The following is a 17482-nucleotide window of genomic DNA, read 5'->3' as shown; positions in this document are numbered from 1 at the left end:
ATGGTGGGCAAGTTGGCCTCTTCACCCACCATTTCGTCCCCAGATACCCACGTCGGGGTCTGAGGGGGACGGACGAAAGAGGTCAGGACAGCAGGCCGCGCACCACCCTGAGGCCCACCGAGAGGCGGGCCAGCTCGGCGGTCTCCTCGCGGCAGATCTCGGTCAGCGTCTTCGCCGCACGCGCGACCAGCTCCTCCTCGGAGTTCTCCCACTCCGCCACGCGCGCGGGGGCGCTGTCGTCGGAGCTGGTGGACCCGAGGACCTGGGCGGTGAGCTGCTGGTGCACGCCGTAAAGGTCGTCGCGCACCGCGGCGCGCGCCATCGTCTGCCAGCGGTCGTCGCGCGGCAGCGCGAAGATCCGCTCGACGAGGGCCGGCAGGCCGAGCCGCTCGCCCAGCGCGAAGTGGACCCGCGCGACCTCGACCGGGTCGAGGCCGAGCCGGTCGGCGGTCTCGACGATCCCGAGCGTGGCGTAGGCAGCGGCCAGCACCGCGACGCGGGACGCGAGGTCCTCGGGGACGCCCTGCTGGGTCAGCCGCTCGGCACGCGCGAGGTAGTCGTCGCTCTCCCGGCCGCTCATGATGCTGGGCAGCTCGGCCATGACGGCCTGCACGCGGCCACGGAAGAACTCCACGGTCTCGCTGGAGTCGAGGCCGGAGCGCCGGTTGGTCACCAGCCAGCGCGAGGCGCGCTCGACGAGCGTACGCATCTCGATCCGCATCCGGGTCTGCCGCTCGGCCGGGACCAGGTTGTCCAGGGCCGCGATCTCCTCGCGCAGCGCGAGCGACCCGAAGATCTCCCGGGCGACGAAGTTGGCGCGGGTGAGGTCCGCCGCGCTCGCGCCCGTCTCCCCTGCGAGCCGCGGCCAGAACGTCATGCCCGCGCCGTTGACCAGGTCATTGACGACCTGCGTCACGATGATCTCGCGGCGCAGCGGGTGCTCCTCGATCGCCTGCTCGAGCGCGGGCACCATCTGCTTCGGGAAGTAGGCGAGCAGGTCCTCGCGGAGGTAGGGGTCGTCCGGCAGGTCCGACTCGATGAGCTCGTCGGCGAGCACGATCTTGGTCCACGCCAGCAGCACCGAGAGCTCGGGCGCGGACAGCGCCTGCTTGCGGTCGAGGCGGCGACGCACCTGGCGGGTGGTGGGCAGGCCCTCGAGGTCGCGGTTGAGCACCCCACGACGCTCGAGCTCGCGCATCCAGTCCTCGTGGACGTGCAGCAGCGAGGGGGCGTGCGCCTCGGCGTTGGCGAGGGCGAGGTTCTGCTCGTAGTTGTCGCGCAGCACCAGCGCGCCGACCTCGTCGGTCATCTCCGCGAGCAGCGTGTTGCGGGCGGCCTCGTCCATGCCGCCGGCCCGCACGACCTTGTCGAGCAGGATCTTGATGTTGACCTCGTGGTCGGAGGTGTCCACGCCGGCGGAGTTGTCGATGAAGTCGGTGTTCATCCGGCCGCCGTCACCGCGGGCGCCGAGCCGGGCGTACTCCACGCGGCCGAGCTGGGTGAAGCCGAGGTTGCCGCCCTCGCCGATGCACCGGGCGCGGAGGTCCTCGCCGTTGACCCGGATCGCGTCGTTGGCCTTGTCGCCGGCGTCGGCGTTGGTCTCCTCCGACGACTTGACGTAGGTGCCGATGCCGCCGTTCCAGAGCAGGTCGACGGGGGCGAGGAGGATCGCCTTCATCAGCTCCGCCGGGGTGAGGGCGGTGACGTCGGCGCCCAGCCCGAGCGCCTCGCGGGCCTGCTTCGACACCGGGATCGACTTCGCCGAGCGGGGCCACACGCCGCCGCCCTCGGAGATGAGGGAGGTGTCGTAGTCCTTCCAGCTCGAGCGCGGCAGGTCGAAGAGCCGCCGCCGCTCGGCGAAGGACGACGCCGCGTCGGGCTGCGGGTCGATGAAGATGTCGCGGTGGTCGAAGGCCGCCACCAGGCGGGTGTGCTCCGAGCACAGCATGCCGTTGCCGAAGACGTCGCCGGACATGTCGCCGATGCCGACCGCGGTGAAGTCCTCGGCCTGGCAGTCCACGCCCATCTCGCGGAAGTGGCGCTGCACCGAGACCCACGCGCCCCTGGCGGTGATGCCCATCGCCTTGTGGTCGTAGCCGACCGATCCGCCGGAGGCGAACGCGTCGCCCAGCCAGAAGCCGTAGTCCTTCGCGACGCCGTTGGCGATGTCGGAGAAGGTCGCGGTGCCCTTGTCTGCCGCGACCACGAGGTAGGAGTCGTCGCCGTCGTGGCGCACCACGTCGCGCGCCGGCACCGTCTCGCCGTCGACGAGGTTGTCGGTGATGTCGAGCAGGCCCGAGATGAACGTCTTGTAGCAGGCGATCCCCTCGGCCAGCCACGCGTCACGGTCGGACGGGTCGGGCAGCTGCTTGCAGAAGAACGCGCCCTTCGCGCCGACCGGCACGATCACGGTGTTCTTCACCATCTGCGCCTTGACCAGGCCGAGCACCTCGGTCCGGAAGTCGTCGCGTCGGTCCGACCAGCGCAGGCCGCCGCGCGCGACGGCGCCGAAACGCAGGTGCGAGCCCTCGACGCGAGGGCTGTAGACGAAGATCTCGTAGCGCGGGCGCGGCTCGGGAAGGTCGGGGATCGCCGACGGCTCGAGCTTGAACGAGATGTACGGGTGGAGCTCACCCTCGGCGGTGCGCTGGAAGAAGTTGGTGCGCAGCGTCGCCCGGACCAGCGTGCGGTAGGAGCGCAGGATGCGGTCGTGGTCGAGGCTGACCACGTCGTCGAGCGCCTTGGCCAGCTTCTCCTCGATCGCCTCGACCTTCGCGGTGCGGGCCTCGGCGTCGGCGGCCAGGACCCGGTCGCCGCGGCCCGGGTCGAAGCGGGACTCGAAGAGCTCGACGAGCAGGCGGGTGATGTCGACGTTGCTGCGCAGCGCCTCCTCGATGTAGTCGAGCGCGAACGGCGACCCGCCCTGGCGGGCGTACTTGGCGTAGGCGCGGAGGACGGTCGCCTGGCGCCAGGTCAGGCCGGCGGCGAGGACCAGGTTGTTGAAGCCGTCGATCTCGTTGAAGCCGTCCCACACCGCGCGGAGCGCCTCGGCGAACAGCGTCCGCTCGTGCGGGGGCAGGACGCGGCCGTGGCGGATGCCGAACTCGTAGATGAACGACGGGCGCGACAGCCCCTCGAGGTGGTAGGGCCGCTCGTCGACGACCTCGACGCCCATCGAGGTCAGCATCGGCAGCACGGTGCTCAGCGACAGCGGCTCACCGACGCGGAAGACCTTGAGCCGGGACTCGCCGCGCCGGAAGGCACCGCCGCGCTCGTCCTGCTCGAACAGCGCGAGGTCGATGCCCTGGTCCCCCTCGATGGCCTCGATCCGGCCGAGGTCGGCGGAGCCGCGCTGCGGGCTGTAGTCCTCCTTGTAGGCCTCCGGGAAGGCGTCGGACCAGGCACGGGCGAGCTGCGAGCCGCGCTCCTCGCCGTAGTCGTTGACCACCGCGGCGACGAAGTCGTCGCGCCACGACCGCGAGGCCTCGGTCAGCCGGCGCTCGAGCTCGGCGACGTCGACGTCGGGGATGTGGCTGCCCTTGGGCGGGTGGACGACGAAGTGCACGCGCGCGGTCGTCGACTCGTTGACGCGGGCGGTGAACTCCACGTGGTCGCCGCCGAGGTCGGCGCGCAGGATGTCGGCGAACCTCTCGCGGACCGCCGTGCTGTAGCGGTCGCGCGGGAGGTAGACCAGCACCGAGACGTAGCGTCCGTAGGTGTCGCGGCGCACGAACGCCCGCAGCTGGCGGCGCTCGCGGGCGAACATGACGTCCTGCGCGACCGGCGCGAGCTCGGCGGGCGAGGTGTGGAACAGCTCGTCGCGCGGGTAGTTCTCGAGGGTGTCCATCAGGGCCTTGCCGGCGTGGCTGCGGGCGTCGAAGCCGGCCCTCCGCATCACCTCGGCGGCCTTCTCGCGCAGCACCGGGATGCGGGTGACCGACTCGGTGTAGGCGGCGCTGGAGAACAGGCCGAGGAAGCGGCGCTCGCCCACCACCTCGCCGTCGGGCCCGAAGGTCTTCACGCCGACGTAGTCGAGGTAGGCCGGGCGGTGGACGGTGGCGCGGCTGTTGGCCTTGGCGAGCACCAGCAGGGTCTTCTCGCGGGCCTTGGCCTTCACCAGCGGCGGCAGCTTGGCGAACGCGCTCGACAGGTCCTGGTCGCTGCGCAGGATGCCCAGGCCGGAGCCGGGGACCGCGCGCAGGCCGCACTCGTCGGGGGCGTCCTCCTCCGCCTCGAGGACGTACTCGCGGTAGCCGAGGAAGGTGAAGTGGTCGTCGGCCAGCCAGGTGAGGAAGTCGCGGCCCTGGCGCAGCTCCTCGGCCGGCAGCGGCGGCGGGTCGGCGGCGAGCTCGTCGACCACGGCCAGCGCCTGGGCGTGCATCTTCGCCCAGTCCTCGACCGACTCGCGCACGTCGCGCAGCACCCGCTGCACGCCCTCGGTCACCTCGGCCGCCTCGGCGTCGTCGGTGCGGTCGATCTCGACGTGCATCCAGGACTCGGCGCCGGACTCGGCCGCCTCCCCCGCCTCGGCGCGGGGCTGGTCGGCCTGCGCCGCGACGTGCCGGAGCTCGCCGGTGATGTCGCGCTCGGCGCGGAGCTGGGGGTGGATGACGGTGTGGACCGTGTGGCCGAGTCGGGTGAGCTCCATGGTCACCGAGTCGACGAGGAACGGCATGTCGTCGGTGACCACCTCGACCACCGAGCGCCCCGCCGCCGACCAGCCGGACTCGGCGCTCGTGGGGGTGACCACCCGCACCGCGGCAGTGCCCTGCGGCCGCGACTGCGCGAGCTCGTGGTGGGAGACCAGCGCACCGAGCAGGTCCTCCGGTGACCGCTCGGCCACCTCCTCCGGAGCCACGTGCCGGTAGTAGGCCCGGAGCAGGTCTCCCCACTCGGGCCGGAGCCCCGTCGCTGCGTCGAGCTGGTGGTCCTTGGTCTCCTCGGGCGTCGCCACGCTCCGACCCTAGGACCCGCGCTGTGACCGTCACAACACGGGCCCCTACCGGCGCGTCACCTGCGACTCTCGGCCATGATGGGCCCGCACGCACACGGCAGGACCGGGCCTGGTCGGCAGGGCCGGACGACGACGCGGGACGAGGGTGGACACGTGAGCACCAGGCTCTCCAAGAAGCTGACGTACGACGCCTCGGCCGAGGCGGTCGCGGCCATGCTGGACGACCCGGCGTTCCGCGAGGCGGTGCTCGAGCGCCAGAAGGTGGTGCGGGGATCGGTCTCGATCGACGGCGACCTGGTGCGGATCGAGCAGGTCCGCTCGGCCTCCGACATCCCGTCGTTCGCACGCTCGTTCGTCGGCGAGGAGATCGTCATCGTCCAGACCGAGACGTGGACGTCGCCGACGTCGGCCGACGTCGGGCTCGCCATCCCCGGCAAGCCGGGCGAGGCCACGGGCGGCCTGGTGCTGGTCGAGTCCGGCGGCCGGACGACGGAGTCGATCGACCTCGACCTGAGCGTGCGGATCCCGCTGGTCGGCGGGAAGATCGAGAAGCTGGTCGCGGGGCTGTTCTCCGACGCCCTCGACGTCGAGCACCGCGTCGGCGTGGAGTGGCTCGCGCGCTGACCCTCCGAGGTGCCGCTCAGGTGGTGGCGTTCTCGTCGACCGGGCGCTGCACGGCCTCCGCGGCCTCCTCGGCCTCCTCGGCCGCCAGCTCCTTGCTGCGCCGGCGGAGCACCACGCCGAGGAGCACGAAGGGCCCGAAGGCGAGCAGCAGGGTGAGCGCCTGCTCGTAGGGGTGCAGGGCGCCCATGTGCAGCGGGAGGACGGCCGCGGTCATGCGGCCATCCTCCCACCGAGGTCGGTCCGGTGTCAGCCCTGGTGGGGGTACCGGTGGTCCTTCGGAGGCACGAAGGTCTCCTTGATCGAGCGCGGCGACGTCCAGCGCAGCAGGTTGACCGCGGCGCCGGCCTTGTCGTTGGTGCCGGAGGCGCGGCCGCCGCCGAAGGGCTGCTGGCCCACCACGGCGCCGGTCGGCTTGTCGTTGATGTAGAAGTTGCCGGCCGCGAAGCGCAGCGTCTTGCGCGCCCACGCGATCGCCGCGCGGTCCTGCGCGATGATCGCGCCGGTCAGGGCGTAGGGGGCAAAGGACTCCATCTGCGCCACGACCTGCTCGAACCGGTCGTCCTCGTAGACGTGGACGGCCAGGATCGGCCCGAAGTACTCCTCGGAGAACATCTGGTCGGTCGGGTCGGTCGACTCGATGATCGTGGGCCGCACGAAGTAGCCCACCGAGTCGTCGGTCTGGCCGCCGGCCAGCAGGGTCAGGTGCTTGTTGGCCCGCACCCGCGCGATCGCCTTCTTGTGCTTGGCGAACGCCCGGTCGTCGATGACCGCGCCCATGAAGTGGGAGAGGTCGGTGACGTCACCCATCGACAGGGCCTCGGTGTCGGCGATCAGCTGGTCCTTGATCTTGTCCCAGACCGAGCGCGCGACGTAGGCCCGCGAGGCCGCCGAGCACTTCTGGCCCTGGAACTCGAACGCGCCGCGGATCATCGCGACCCGCAGCACGTCGGGGTCGGCCGACGGGTGCGCAACGATGAAGTCCTTGCCGCCGGTCTCGCCCACGATGCGCGGGTAGGAGCGGTAGGACGCGATGTTCTGACCCACCGTCGCCCACAGGTGCTGGAACGTCGGCGTGGAGCCGGTGAAGTGGATGCCGGCGAGGTCGCGGTGGGCGAGCGCCACCTTGGACACGTCGAGGCCGTCGCCGGGGAGCATGTTGATGACGCCGGGCGGCATGCCGGCCTCCTCCAGCAGCTCCATGGTCAGCGACGCGGCCAGCTGCTGGGTCGGCGACGGCTTCCAGATCACGGTGTTGCCCATCAGCGCCGGGGCGGTGGGCAGGTTGCCGGCGATCGCGGTGAAGTTGAACGGCGTGATCGCGTAGACGAAGCCCTCGAGCGGGCGGTGGTCGGTGCGGTTCCAGATGCCGGGGCTGTTGGCGATCGGCTGGTCGGTGAGGATCTGCTTGGCGTAGTGGACGTTGAAGCGCCAGAAGTCGATCAGCTCGCACGCCGCGTCGATCTCGGCCTGGAACGCCGTCTTCGACTGGCCCAGCATGGTCGCCGCGTTGAGCCGCTGGCGCCACGGGCCGGCCAGCAGGTCGGCCGCCTTGAGGATGATCGCGCACTTCTCGTCGAACGGCAGCGCGCGCCAGTCGGGCGCCGCGGCTGCCGCCGCCTTGATCGCGGCCTCGGCGTCCTTGGTCGTCGAGTTCTTCAGCGTGCCGAGCACGTGCTGGTGGTCGTGCGGCTGGACGACCTTCGTCTCCGCACCCCCACCGTTGCGCCGCTTGCCGCCGATCACGGCGCGGAACGTGTGCTGCTTCTTCTCCAGCGCCGCCAGCTCGGCGACGAGGGTCTCCCGCTCCGGGCTGCCGGGGGCGTACGTCAGGTTGGGCTCGTTGGTGGGAGCCGGAGGAAAGGTGATGGCGTCCATGCGGCTGATCGTGTCAGAGACGGACGCGGGCCTCCAAGCGGGCCGTCAGGACAGCTCCAGGACCACGTCGGTCTCGGTCACGGCGAACCACGCGAGCTCGTGGTCGAGGCACGCCTCGACCGCCCGCTCGACGAGCGCGGCCTCCTCGGCGGACTCCGAGCCGTGGAGGGGCAGCCTGCCCGCGACCCGCGCGACCGACTCGCGAGCCGACTCGGTGTCGACGAGCCACGCCGCGACGTCGTGGGGCACCGCCAGCTCGGCCCGCACCTCGCAGACCGCGTCCGGGACGGCCTCGACGTCCTCCACGTCGACCGCCAGCACGAGGCGACGCATCGGCTCCCCCTCGTCGTGGAAGTTCTCCAGCGACGCCTGGGCCGCCTCGGTCATCGCGTAGTGCTCGAGCGACTCCTCGTCCAGGTCCGGGAGCGCAGCGCGCAGCTCCGCGGTGACCGCGTAGCCACGCCGGGTGCCGAGATTCCACCGGGGCTCGAGCGCGTGGCCCGCCTGCCGCACAGTGGCCAGGGTCTCCTTGACGTCGTTCCAGTCCCCGGGGACGTAGACGCGGGTCATCAGCTCTTGCTCTCCTTCGGGTTCCGGCGCCGGCCGCGCGGCGCGCGGGGCGTGGAGTCGGTGGCGGCGTCGCGCAGCTCCTCGAGCGACTCCCGCACGCACTGGCCGAGGGTGTCCGCGTCGGGCACGGCGTCGCGGTCGGCGGTGATGCCGTAGAACACGCCCCCGTCGTAGGACGTCACACCGATCGCCAGCGGGTGGTCGGGCAGCAGCGGGTGCACCGGGTAGGACTCCAGCATCCGGGCGCCGTCGGCGTAGAGCGGGAACTGCGGGCCGGGCACGTTGGTGATCGAGACCTGGAAGCCCCGGCGCAGCTCGGCCGCGGCGAGGCGGGAACCGAGGGCGTGGAACGTCGTGGGCGCGAAGCCGGCGATCCCGGAGAGCCGGCGCGCCGAGACGGCCCGGCCGTTGTCGCCGTGGGCCTTGAGGTCGTAGCTCACCTGGTGCAGGCGCATCAGCGGGCTCGGCTCGCTGATCGGGAGGTGCACGAGGTGGCCGGTGATCTGGCTGCCGAGCGAGGTGGCCTCGAGCTCGTCGTCGATGACCGACATCGGGACGATCGCCTTGACCGTGCGCAGCCCGGACAGGGACTCCGCCCGGGCCATCAGCCAGCCGCGCAGGCCACCGGCCAGCACGGCGAGGATCACGTCGTTGACGGTGCCGCCGCGTGCCTCGCGGATCGCCCGGTGGTCGGCGAGCTCGGTGCGCACGGTGACGAAGCGGCGCTGCTGCGACAGCCGGCGGTGCACCGGGGTGGAGTGCACCGGGCCGCGACCCGCCAGCGCGCTCGCGACCTCCGCGACCCGCGCGCCGGTCGCGGACGCGCGTCGGCCGACGGACTCGGCGTTGGCCACGGTCGTCTGCCACACCGTCGAGGGGCTCTCCAGGCTGTCGGTGACCGCGCCGAGGGCCAGCGCGACCGGTCCGCGTGGGCGACGGGGGCGCCACTCGTCGTCGTGGCCGAGGGTCGACCGGTCCGGGGAGGTGTCGAGCAGCACCTGGCCGATGTCGACGGTCTCGCGGCCGTCGACGAGGATCTGGTGGCTCTTGGTCAGCAGCGCGACGCGCCCGTGCTCGAGACCCTCGACGAAGTAGCACTCCCACAGCGGGCGGGTCCGGTCGAGGGGGCGCGAGGCGATCCGCGCGACCAGCTCGCGCAGCTGGTCCATGCTCCCGGGCCGCGGGAGCGCCGAGCGGCGCACGTGGAAGCCGAGGTCGAACGCGTCGTCGTCGACCCACGCGGGGTTGGCCAGCCGTCCCGGCACCACCTGCAGGCGCTGGCGGTAGCGCGGCACGAACGCGATCCGGTCGGCGATGAGCTGGCGCAGCCGGTCGTGGTCGAAGCCGGAGTCGCCCGGGTCGAAGATCTCCACCGTCGCGTTGTGCATGGGCGTGGTGGGTGACTCGGCGGCCAGGATCGCCAGGTCCCGCGGCCGAAGCCTGTCGCTCACGCACGTACTCGCTTCGCTCCGTGCGCGCGTGAGGCACGACCCGCACTGTTCCGGACGATTCGCTCGCTGCGCTCGCTCATGCATCCCCTCTCGTCGACGCCTCTTGCTGCTCGTGGGATTCTGGCAGAGCCGGTGGACGAGGTGTGTCATGCCCACCGGGTCCCACGAATGCCCAGAAGGAGCCCCAGCATGCCCCGTCACGGCCTGTCCCGCCTCGCACCCCTCGCCCTCGTGCTCGCCCTCGGCCTCAGCGCCTGCGGCGGCAGCGACGACGAGGCCGACACCGCCACGCCGTCGGGCTCCTCCTCCAGCTCCGACTCGGGGAGCGACTCCGGCTCCAGCACCGACGCCGGCAGCGAGGCCGTGGAGATCACCGTCACCCGCGAGGGCGACACGTTCACGCCCAACGGCGAGCGGGTCGAGCTGGCCATCGGGCAGACCCTCGACCTCACCATCACCTCCGACGTGGCCGGCGAGTTCCACGTCCACAGCACGCCGGAGCAGGAGATCGCCTACGAGGAGGGCACCTCCACGCACGAGATCACCATCGACCGACCGGGCGTCGTCGAGGTCGAGAGCCACGAGCCGCCCCAGGTCGTCCTCCAGCTCGAGGTCCGCTGAGCGTGCCGGGCACGATCCAGGCCCACGGTCTCGGAGGCGCCAAGGACCTCCCGATCCCGTCGGAGCTGGCGATCGCGGGCGCCGTCGCGGCGCTGGTGGTGTCCTTCACGGTCCTCGCCGTCGCGTGGCGCGAGCCGCGCTACGACGGCAGGACCACGGGACGTACGGCGCCCGCGTGGCTCGACCGGCTCGTGTCGTCGCGCGCCCTCGCCGTCGCCGCCCGGGTCGCGGGCATGGTGTTCTTCCTCTACGTCGGCGCGGCGGCGGTCTTCGGCAAGGACAGCCTGACCAATCCCTTCCTCGGGACCTTCTACACGCTGCTCTGGGTCGGGGTCGTGCCGGCGTCCCTCCTGCTCGGCCCGTTCTTCCGCGCCATCAGCCCCGCACGGACCATCGCGATGGCCTTCGCCAGGATCTCCGGCGTCCCCGAGGGCCAGGGCATGTACGCCTACCCCGCGCGCCTGGGCTACTGGCCGGCCGCTGCCGGGCTGTTCGCCTTCGTGTGGCTCGAGCTGGTCTACCCCCACTCCACCGACGTCGGGCCGGTGCGCCTGTGGTGCGCGCTCTACCTCGGCATCATGCTGGTCGGCTCGGCCCTGTTCGGCACCACGTTCCTCGCCCGCGCCGACCCGTTCGAGGTCTACTCCTCACTGGTCGCGAAGCTGTCGATCTGGGGCCGGCGCGAGGACGGGACGCTCGTCCTGCGCAGTCCGCTGGCCAACCTCGCGACCCTCGAGGCCCGACCGGGCCTGGTCGGCGTCGTGGGCGTGCTGTTCGGCAGCACCGCGTTCGACTCCTTCCGTGAGTCGACGCCGTGGCTCAAGGCCGTGCAGTCGATGTCGGTGACGCGCGTCCTGCCGGACACGCTGGGGCTCATCGTGTTCTCCGGGGGCGTGATCGCGATCCTGACCGTCGCGACGATGGCGACCGGGGTCACCAGCTCGACGCCGCGACGCGCCCTGCCGGACCTCTTCGCCCACTCGGTCGTGCCGATCATCGTGGGCTACATCGCGGCGCACTACCTGACGTTCCTCGTCGAGTACGGCCAGCTGACGCTGATCCAGCTCAGCGACCCGTTCAGCCGCGGCGACGACTACCTCGGGACCGCCGACCTCCAGGTCAGCTACTGGTTGTCCGGGCACCCGACCTTCCTGGCGGTCACCAAGGTGCTCGCGGTCGTGCTCGGTCACGTCGTGGGCGTCGTGGCCGCCCACGACCGGGCGCTCGCGCTCCTGCCGAGGCGGCACCACCTGACGGGTCAGCTGCCGCTGCTCGTCGCGATGGTGAGCTTCACCGTGGGAGGTCTGTACCTGCTGTTCGCGGCGTGACGCCCCGGGCAGAGACCGGGCCGTACGGCCAGCCGGCGGGCGCCTCGGCGACCACCGAGACGCTCTCGCAGGTGCCGAACGGGTCGACGACGTCCAGCGGGTCGCGGGAGCCGACGAAGATCACCCGGTCCGCGTTCCCCTGGGCCTGGCCGCCGTCGTCGCAGCGGATCTTGTCGGCCTGGCCGTCGTTGAGGACGTAGATCGTGTCGTTGCCCTGCTCGGCGAAGACCTTGTCGACGCCCGGGCCGAGGAAGATCACGTCGTCGCCCTCGTCACCCTTGATCAGCCAGTCGTTGCCCTCGCCGTCGATGAGCACGTCGTTGCCGGGACCGCCCTGGATCGCGCCGTCGTCGCCCGGACCGCCGTCGATGTAGTCGTCGCCGGGCCCACCGATGTGCTTGTCGCTGCCCTCGCCGCCGATCAGCCGGTCGGTGCCGGGTCCGCCGCCGAGGGTGTCGTTGCCGTTCTCGCCGTAGACGGTGTCGTCGCCGGAGTTGCCGGTGATGACGTCGTCACCCTCACCGCCGTAGAGGGAGTCGTTGCCCTGGCCGCCGTCGACCCGGTCGTTGCCGAGGCCGCCGTTGACCCAGTCGCGGCCGGGCTGGGCGGTGATCCAGTCGTTGCCGTCCCCGCCGTCGATGTGATCGTTGCCCGTGCCTCCGAAGACGGTGTCGTCCGACCCGTTGCCCTGGACGTCGTCACGACCGCCGAGGGCCATGATGTGGTTCGGCCGGGCGTTGCCGACGATCACGTCGTTGCCGGTCGTGCCCGACGGGACGCGCCGGGCGTCGAGGGTGGAGGCATAGGCGGGTGCCGAAGCGAGGGACAGGGTCAGGAGCGCGTAGGCGCACGCGCGAGCGGGTGTGCTCACCGGATTCTCCTTCGTGCGGATCATCCAGTTTAAGCCGATTCTTGACCCAACGTAAAAGAACCGTCCATGAGACCTAGAGGTTTAGACCAGTCACCGGCGCCCTCCGCGCAGGCTGCGTCGAACGGTGGGGCGGGCGTGCGCGCGGCCGTGCGACGCCTCGGCACTGGCCGGGAAGACCGCGTCCGCGAGCGCGGCGAGGCTGCGCGCGAGGGAGGACTCCCCGAGGTCGACCACCGGGCGGCCCGCCACCAGTGACCGGTCGACCAGGGCCGGGTCGTCAGGCAGGAAGTGCAGCCCGGCGACCCGGCTGAACCCCTCGACCATGCCGGCGATGTCCTTCTCCGACCAGCCGATCGAGGACCGCATCCGGTTGACCACGACGCGGACCGGCGTGCCGTCGACCCGGTCGCGGAGGTCGACCAGCCCCCGGGCGAGACGCGTCAGCCCGACCGGGGCCGCGCCGCCGACCACGACGACCTCGTCGGCCTGCTCCAGCGCGCCCAGGGTGAGGGAGTTGCGCGCCGGGCGCCCGCCGAGGTCGGCCGCGTCCTCCTCGAGGGAGAAGCCGGTGTCGAGGACCACCTCGCCCAGGCCGCGAGCGGCCTCGAGGAGCTGCTCGACGTGGGCGGGGCGCACCTCGCGCCACCGGTCGGCACGGGGCAGCCCGGTCACCACGGCGAGGTGCTCCCCCACGCCGCGGCACGTCGAGGGGAACCGGTCGGCGAGGTGCCCCGCGCCGGCCAGCCGGGCCGCCGACAGCAGGCCGGACACCTCGTCGAGGATCCCGAGCTGCTGGGCCACGGCGCCGCCGTAGGGGTCGAGGTCGGCCAGCACCACCGGGACCCGGCGCCGGGCGAGCTCGCCCGCCAGGTTGGTCGCGACCGTCGTACGCCCCGGCGCGCCTGCCGGCCCCCAGACCGCCACGACCCTCCCTCCGGGTCCGGCCTGCCTCCCTCCGGGTCCGGCCGGCGCGGCCGGCAGAGGCTCGAGGTCGGGCTGTCGCGGGCGGGTGTCGAGGACCTCCTCGACGCTCGCCACGACCTCCGGCAGGCTGGCCAGCTCACCGCCACCGACGACCGCCGCGACACCGAGCCGGTGCGCGTGCTCGCGGACGTCGAGGTCGTCGGAGCGGGCGCCGGTCACCGCGACGGGACGCACCGCGTGGCGCCGCAGGTGGGAGACCGCCGACGGGTCGAGGCCGGGAGCGTCGAGCGCGACGACGGCGACGTCGGCCTGACCGCTGGTGACCGAGGCGACCAGGTCGTCGACGTCGACACAGCGCTTGAGCACCACGAGGCCGGGGTGGGCCTCGAGGTCCGCGAGGGCGGGCGCCTCCCACGGCTCGCCGGCGGCGAGCACGAGCACGCAGAGCACGGCTCAGCCCCTGCCGACCACGCGGACGCGGTCGTCGCCGCTGGCCGCCAGCACCTGCGCGAGCGGCTCCTCCTCCGCGGCGGGCAGGGCGAGCACCAGCTGGCGCGAGGTCGCGGCCGCGAACGCGTCGGTCACCACGGGGGCGTCGAGCACCAGCACGTCGGAGAGCACCAGCTCCGCCGAGGCGCGGGCGCGGCGGTCCTCCCCGATGACCCAGACGTCGACCCGCGAGCCGCGCGCCAGCCCGGTCGGGACGTGCTCGGCCGGCACGGCGATGGAGACCTCGACGCGTCCGTCGTCCTGCGCCGCGCCGAGCGCGGCGGCCGGCACCAGCTCCCCCTGCGCGAGCGGCCGGGTGAGCGTGAGGCCCTCGGGGAGCGCGGCGTCGACCGGGAGGTAGCGCTCGCGGTCCTCGGCGTCGTCGAAGCGCACCCGCGCGGCCACCAGGTCGTCGGCGCCGATCGTGTCGCCCGCGACCAGGTCGCCCGATGCGGACCAGACCGGGGTGAGGTCGTCGGCGGCGGCCATGATGCGCGCTCCGGCGACGACAGATCCGGTCACCAGCGCCACGCCGACCCACAGTCGCGGGTCCCGCCACCCGGGCGGACGGCTGCGGGTGGCCGGCGGCACGTCGACCTGGCGGGTAGCCTGCTGCGGTTTCCGGGACACGCCTGCATCATTGCCCGCCGCGCGCCGGTTCACACCTCGCTCTCCACAGGCACCGGACGGCCGTGCGCCGGACGCTCGCCCCGGGTGGCACGATGACCCCATGCCCGAGGACCCCCGCTTCCTGACGCTGGCCGACGTCGCCGAGGTGCTCAACACCTCGAGCGCCCAGGTCTACGCCCTCGTCCGGCGCGGCGACCTCCCCGCCATCAAGATCGGCGGACGCGGCCAGTGGCGCGTCGAGCGGGTCCAGCTCGAGGAGTTCATCCAGCGGATGTATGCCGAGACCCGGCAGTTCGTCGACCAGCACCCGTTCGTCGAGAGCGAGACGGGCGCCGACCGGCCGGAGTAGGGATCACCCCACCTTGCCGTCGAGCTCGACCTCGACGACCTGCTCCTCGCCGCCGCGCAGCACCGCCATCTCGACGGTCTCACCGGGCAGGTGGGTGCGGATCGCCACGATGAGCGCGATGCCGTCCCCGACCGGCTGGTCGTCGACGCGGGTGATGACGTCGTCCTGCTCCAGCCCGGCGCGCTCGGCCGGGGTCCCCGGCATCACCTCGGTGATCGTGGCGCCCTGCGCGTCGGGCTCCCCGCCGGTGCGGACCTGGGCACCGATGACGGGGTACTCCGCCTTCCCGGTGCGCAGGATCTGGTCGACGGTCGTGCGGACCTGCTCGATCGGGATCGCGAAGCCGACGCCGATGTTGCCGGCCTCGGTCGACGCACCCCCCGTGGTGGCGATCGCGGAGTTCACGCCGACGACCTCACCGGCGAGGTTGACCAGCGGGCCACCGGAGTTGCCCGGGTTGATCGCGGCGTCGGTCTGCACGGCGTTGATGTAGGAGGACTCGTCGTTCGACTCCCCCGAGGTCGTGACCGGGCGGTTGAGCGCGCTCACGATGCCGGACGTGACGGTCTGGCTGAGGCCGAGCGGGGCGCCGAAGGCGACCACGGGGTCACCGACGTGGAGGACCTGGGAGGCGCCGAGCGCAGCGGGCTCGAGGCCGTCGGCCTCGGTGACCTTGAGCACGGCGAGGTCGTAGACCGAGCTGCGCCCGACGACCGTCGCCTCGTGCCGGTCGCCGGCGTGGTCGATCACCACGATCGGCCCGTCGTCGGAGGCGGCCGAGGCGACGACGTGGTTGTTGGTCACCACGTGGCCCTCGCGGTCGAGGACGAAGCCGGAGCCGGTGGCGCCGGCGGCCTGGCCGTCGAACTCGGCCACGATCTGGACGGTGCTCGGCAGCAGCGCCTGGGCGACGGCGGGCACCGAGCCGTTGTCGGCGTCGAGCGGCGAGGCGGCCCGGGTGCGGACGCCGTCGAGGCCGTTGTCGACGGTGCCGCGGTCCGAGGCGAGCTCGTCCTGGAGCGCCCCGCCGGCGAACCCGCCGAGGATGCCCACCACGAGCGCGACGGCGGCGACGGCGGGCCAGATCCACAGCGGCGTACGACGCGAGGCAGGACGGGCGACGTGGGCGCCGTAGGGGTGACCGGGGTAGCCCGGCCCGGGGTAGGGGCCGACCGGACCGCCGGGACCGCCGGGGTAGGGCCCGGGCGCGGCGTAGGGACCGGGCCCGGCGTAGGGCGGCGGACCCAGGGGCACGGTCGGGGCCGCCGGCTGCGGCTCGGGGACGTCGGGGGCGCCGGGGGCGCCGGTCACGGGCGCCTCGCCGTACGGCCTGCCCTCGGGCTGCGCGGACCGCGCGGGGTCGGGCGGCACGTCGGAGGACTCGTCGGAGGATTCGTCGGAGGACTCCGCGGTGGACTGCGGAGCGTCGGGGGCCGCCGGCTCCGGCTCCGGGGTGGACGGACGCCAGCCCGCGAGGGGCTGGGTGGGCTCGTCGGGAGCGTGCTCGGGTGCCTGCTCGTCGGAGGGGTGCTCGTCGGTCACGGGGCAATCTTCTCCCGGATCGCCACCAAGCGCTCGGCCAGGGGCGTCCGGGAGGGTGAGGCCGGGGTGCGCACACCACGGTCATCGGTCGTCGTGACCGGCGTGGCCGTGCCGGTCGGACGGCTCAGGTCGGTGACCGGCGGTCGCGGCTCGACGCGCGGGCCACCGGCGACGCCCAGGGCCAGCACGCCGACCACGCAGGCGCTGGCGGCGCCTCCGCCGATGGCGACCAGGCCGCGACGGCTGCGCGAGGAGGAGGTCGGGAACGGCGCCGGGGTAAGGCTCGAGCAGCCGCCCAGCAGCGACGACTTCAGGTCGCGGGAGCACGACGACGACCCCCACGAGAGCTGGGCGAGCTGGGTCTTGACCCGGCCCTCCTGCTCGACGAGGTCACGGCAGGCGTGGCAGGAGTGGACGTGGTCCCAGCAGCGCTCCTCCTCCTCGGGCGCGAGGCGGCCGTCGAGCAGGGCGCTGACCCGGGGTCCGAGGTGCGTCACCACGACCCCACCTCCCGCGGCTGGGCGGCGACCGGGCCGGAGTAGCGCTGACGGCCGGCGGCGGGCTCGCGGTGGGCGAGCGCCTTGCGCAGCATGGTGCGACCCCGGTGGATCCGCGAGCGCACGGTGCCGAGCTTGGCGCCCATGATCTCCGCGATCTCCTCGTAGGTGAGGCCCTCGACGTCGCACAGCACGACCGCTGCGCGGAAGTCGGGCGGGAGCGTGGCGAGCGCGATCTCGATGTCGTCGTCGAAGGTCTGGTCGGCCAGCGCGAGCTCGGGGCCGGCGCTGGTGCTGGTCAGCCGGGCGGCGCGCTCGTCGGACAGGGCGTCGAACCGGATCCGCTGCTTGCGGCGGGCGCCGTCGAGGAAGAGGTTGGTGGTGATCCGGTGGAGCCAGCCCTCGAAGGTGCCGGGCGTGTAGGTGTCGAGCGAGCGGAAGACCCGGACGAAGACCTCCTGGGTCAGGTCCTCGGCGTCGGGACGGTTGCCGGTGAGCCGGTAGGCGAGGCGGAAGACGCGGTCGGAGTGCTGCTCGACGATCTCGTCCCACGACGGGATCCCCGCCGCTCCGGGAGTCGTCTCGCCCTGCTTGCCCACGGGAGCCCCCTGGCTCGTCGCCCTCTTCGACCGTAGCTGCACCGGTTCGCTGTCCTTCCTGACGCTAGGGAGTCCGCCTGAGAGTTCGCTGTGAACTCGGTGCGCTCCGACCAAGAACTTCTCCCGCCCCAACGACCGGGATCCCCGCTGTGTTCCCG

General features: G+C 72.8%; 15 protein-coding genes. 4 read left to right on the top strand and 11 right to left on the bottom strand.

Going from position 1 to position 17482, the window contains the following annotated elements; all coding sequences use genetic code 11:
- Positions 1–82 precede the first annotated feature (82 nt).
- A complete protein-coding gene (locus KDN32_RS04135; protein WP_211730833.1) occupies positions 83–4954 on the bottom strand; it encodes an NAD-glutamate dehydrogenase in 4872 nt (1623 codons plus the stop codon).
- Between the two features lie 153 nt (positions 4955–5107).
- On the opposite strand from KDN32_RS04135, the gene KDN32_RS04130 reads away from it, so the two are divergent.
- Complete coding sequence (locus KDN32_RS04130; RefSeq protein WP_211730832.1) at positions 5108–5578, top strand: DUF2505 domain-containing protein; 471 nt, start codon at positions 5108–5110, stop codon at positions 5576–5578.
- A gap of 16 nt (positions 5579–5594) precedes the next feature.
- On the opposite strand, the gene KDN32_RS04125 is transcribed toward KDN32_RS04130, so the two are convergent.
- Genes KDN32_RS04125 through KDN32_RS04110 form a run of 4 tightly spaced genes read right to left on the bottom strand, consistent with a single transcriptional unit; the run spans position 5595 to position 9474 of the window.
- Entirely contained in the window at positions 5595–5792 is a 198-nt protein-coding gene (locus KDN32_RS04125) for a hypothetical protein (RefSeq protein WP_211730831.1), read from the bottom strand.
- 32 nt (positions 5793–5824) lie between these two features.
- A complete protein-coding gene (pruA, locus tag KDN32_RS04120; RefSeq protein ID WP_211730830.1) occupies positions 5825–7453 on the bottom strand; it encodes an L-glutamate gamma-semialdehyde dehydrogenase in 1629 nt (542 codons plus the stop codon).
- Between the two features lie 45 nt (positions 7454–7498).
- Entirely contained in the window at positions 7499–8023 is a 525-nt protein-coding gene (locus KDN32_RS04115; protein WP_211730829.1) for a DUF6912 family protein, read from the bottom strand.
- Complete coding sequence (locus tag KDN32_RS04110; protein WP_211730828.1) at positions 8023–9474, bottom strand: WS/DGAT/MGAT family O-acyltransferase; 1452 nt, start codon at positions 9472–9474, stop codon at positions 8023–8025. Before KDN32_RS04110 ends, KDN32_RS04115 begins: the two co-directional genes overlap by 1 nt.
- A gap of 189 nt (positions 9475–9663) precedes the next feature.
- Here KDN32_RS04110 and KDN32_RS04105 point away from each other — a divergent pair, with 189 nt between their 5' ends.
- Together KDN32_RS04105 and KDN32_RS04100 are read left to right on the top strand one after the other, a co-directional pair.
- Positions 9664–10095, top strand: a complete 432-nt coding sequence (locus KDN32_RS04105; RefSeq protein ID WP_211730827.1) for a hypothetical protein — start codon at positions 9664–9666, stop codon at positions 10093–10095.
- Positions 10096–10097: 2 nt separating this feature from the next.
- A complete protein-coding gene (locus KDN32_RS04100) occupies positions 10098–11423 on the top strand; it encodes a hypothetical protein (RefSeq protein ID WP_211730826.1) in 1326 nt (441 codons plus the stop codon).
- On the opposite strand, the gene KDN32_RS04095 is transcribed toward KDN32_RS04100, so the two are convergent.
- The 3 genes from KDN32_RS04095 to KDN32_RS04085 all read right to left on the bottom strand — a co-directional run bounded on the left by KDN32_RS04095 (position 11386) and on the right by KDN32_RS04085 (position 14337).
- The gene (locus KDN32_RS04095; protein WP_211730825.1) at positions 11386–12294 is read right to left on the bottom strand and encodes a calcium-binding protein; all 909 of its coding nucleotides are present in this window, start codon (positions 12292–12294) and stop codon (positions 11386–11388) included. The genes KDN32_RS04100 and KDN32_RS04095 overlap by 38 nt on opposite strands.
- A gap of 90 nt (positions 12295–12384) precedes the next feature.
- Positions 12385–13668, bottom strand: a complete 1284-nt coding sequence (locus KDN32_RS04090) for a CpaE/TadZ family protein (protein ID WP_211730824.1) — start codon at positions 13666–13668, stop codon at positions 12385–12387.
- Between the two features lie 3 nt (positions 13669–13671).
- Positions 13672–14337, bottom strand: coding sequence for an SAF domain-containing protein (locus tag KDN32_RS04085; RefSeq protein ID WP_211730823.1), 666 nt, complete (start codon positions 14335–14337; stop codon positions 13672–13674).
- 100 nt (positions 14338–14437) lie between these two features.
- On the opposite strand from KDN32_RS04085, the gene KDN32_RS04080 reads away from it, so the two are divergent.
- Positions 14438–14686 (top strand): helix-turn-helix domain-containing protein, encoded by a 249-nt coding sequence (locus KDN32_RS04080; protein WP_211730822.1) that lies wholly within the window; start codon positions 14438–14440, stop codon positions 14684–14686.
- A 3-nt stretch (positions 14687–14689) separates the two neighbouring features.
- On the opposite strand, the gene KDN32_RS04075 is transcribed toward KDN32_RS04080, so the two are convergent.
- The 3 genes from KDN32_RS04075 to sigE are packed head-to-tail and all read right to left on the bottom strand — an operon-like array spanning position 14690 to position 17324.
- Entirely contained in the window at positions 14690–16228 is a 1539-nt protein-coding gene (locus KDN32_RS04075; protein WP_307853697.1) for a trypsin-like peptidase domain-containing protein, read from the bottom strand.
- A complete protein-coding gene (locus KDN32_RS04070) occupies positions 16225–16728 on the bottom strand; it encodes an anti-sigma factor family protein (RefSeq protein ID WP_211730821.1) in 504 nt (167 codons plus the stop codon). Before KDN32_RS04070 ends, KDN32_RS04075 begins: the two co-directional genes overlap by 4 nt.
- Positions 16722–17324 (bottom strand): RNA polymerase sigma factor SigE, encoded by a 603-nt coding sequence (gene sigE / locus KDN32_RS04065; protein WP_372446462.1) that lies wholly within the window; start codon positions 17322–17324, stop codon positions 16722–16724. Before sigE ends, KDN32_RS04070 begins: the two co-directional genes overlap by 7 nt.
- Positions 17325–17482 lie beyond the last annotated feature (158 nt).

The organism is Nocardioides palaemonis (genome assembly GCF_018275325.1).
Lineage (GTDB): Bacteria > Actinomycetota > Actinomycetes > Propionibacteriales > Nocardioidaceae > Nocardioides > Nocardioides palaemonis.
This window is presented reverse-complemented; position numbering and strand designations above follow the sequence as displayed.

Coding starts and splice junctions, on each gene's coding strand:
- KDN32_RS04125 (WP_211730831.1), bottom strand. CDS start 5,792: ATGACCGCGGCCGTCCTCCCGCTGCACATGGGCGCCCTGCACCCCTAC.
- pruA (WP_211730830.1), bottom strand. CDS start 7,453: ATGGACGCCATCACCTTTCCTCCGGCTCCCACCAACGAGCCCAACCTG.
- KDN32_RS04115 (WP_211730829.1), bottom strand. CDS start 8,023: ATGACCCGCGTCTACGTCCCCGGGGACTGGAACGACGTCAAGGAGACC.
- KDN32_RS04105 (WP_211730827.1), top strand. CDS start 9,664: ATGCCCCGTCACGGCCTGTCCCGCCTCGCACCCCTCGCCCTCGTGCTC.
- KDN32_RS04080 (WP_211730822.1), top strand. CDS start 14,438: ATGCCCGAGGACCCCCGCTTCCTGACGCTGGCCGACGTCGCCGAGGTG.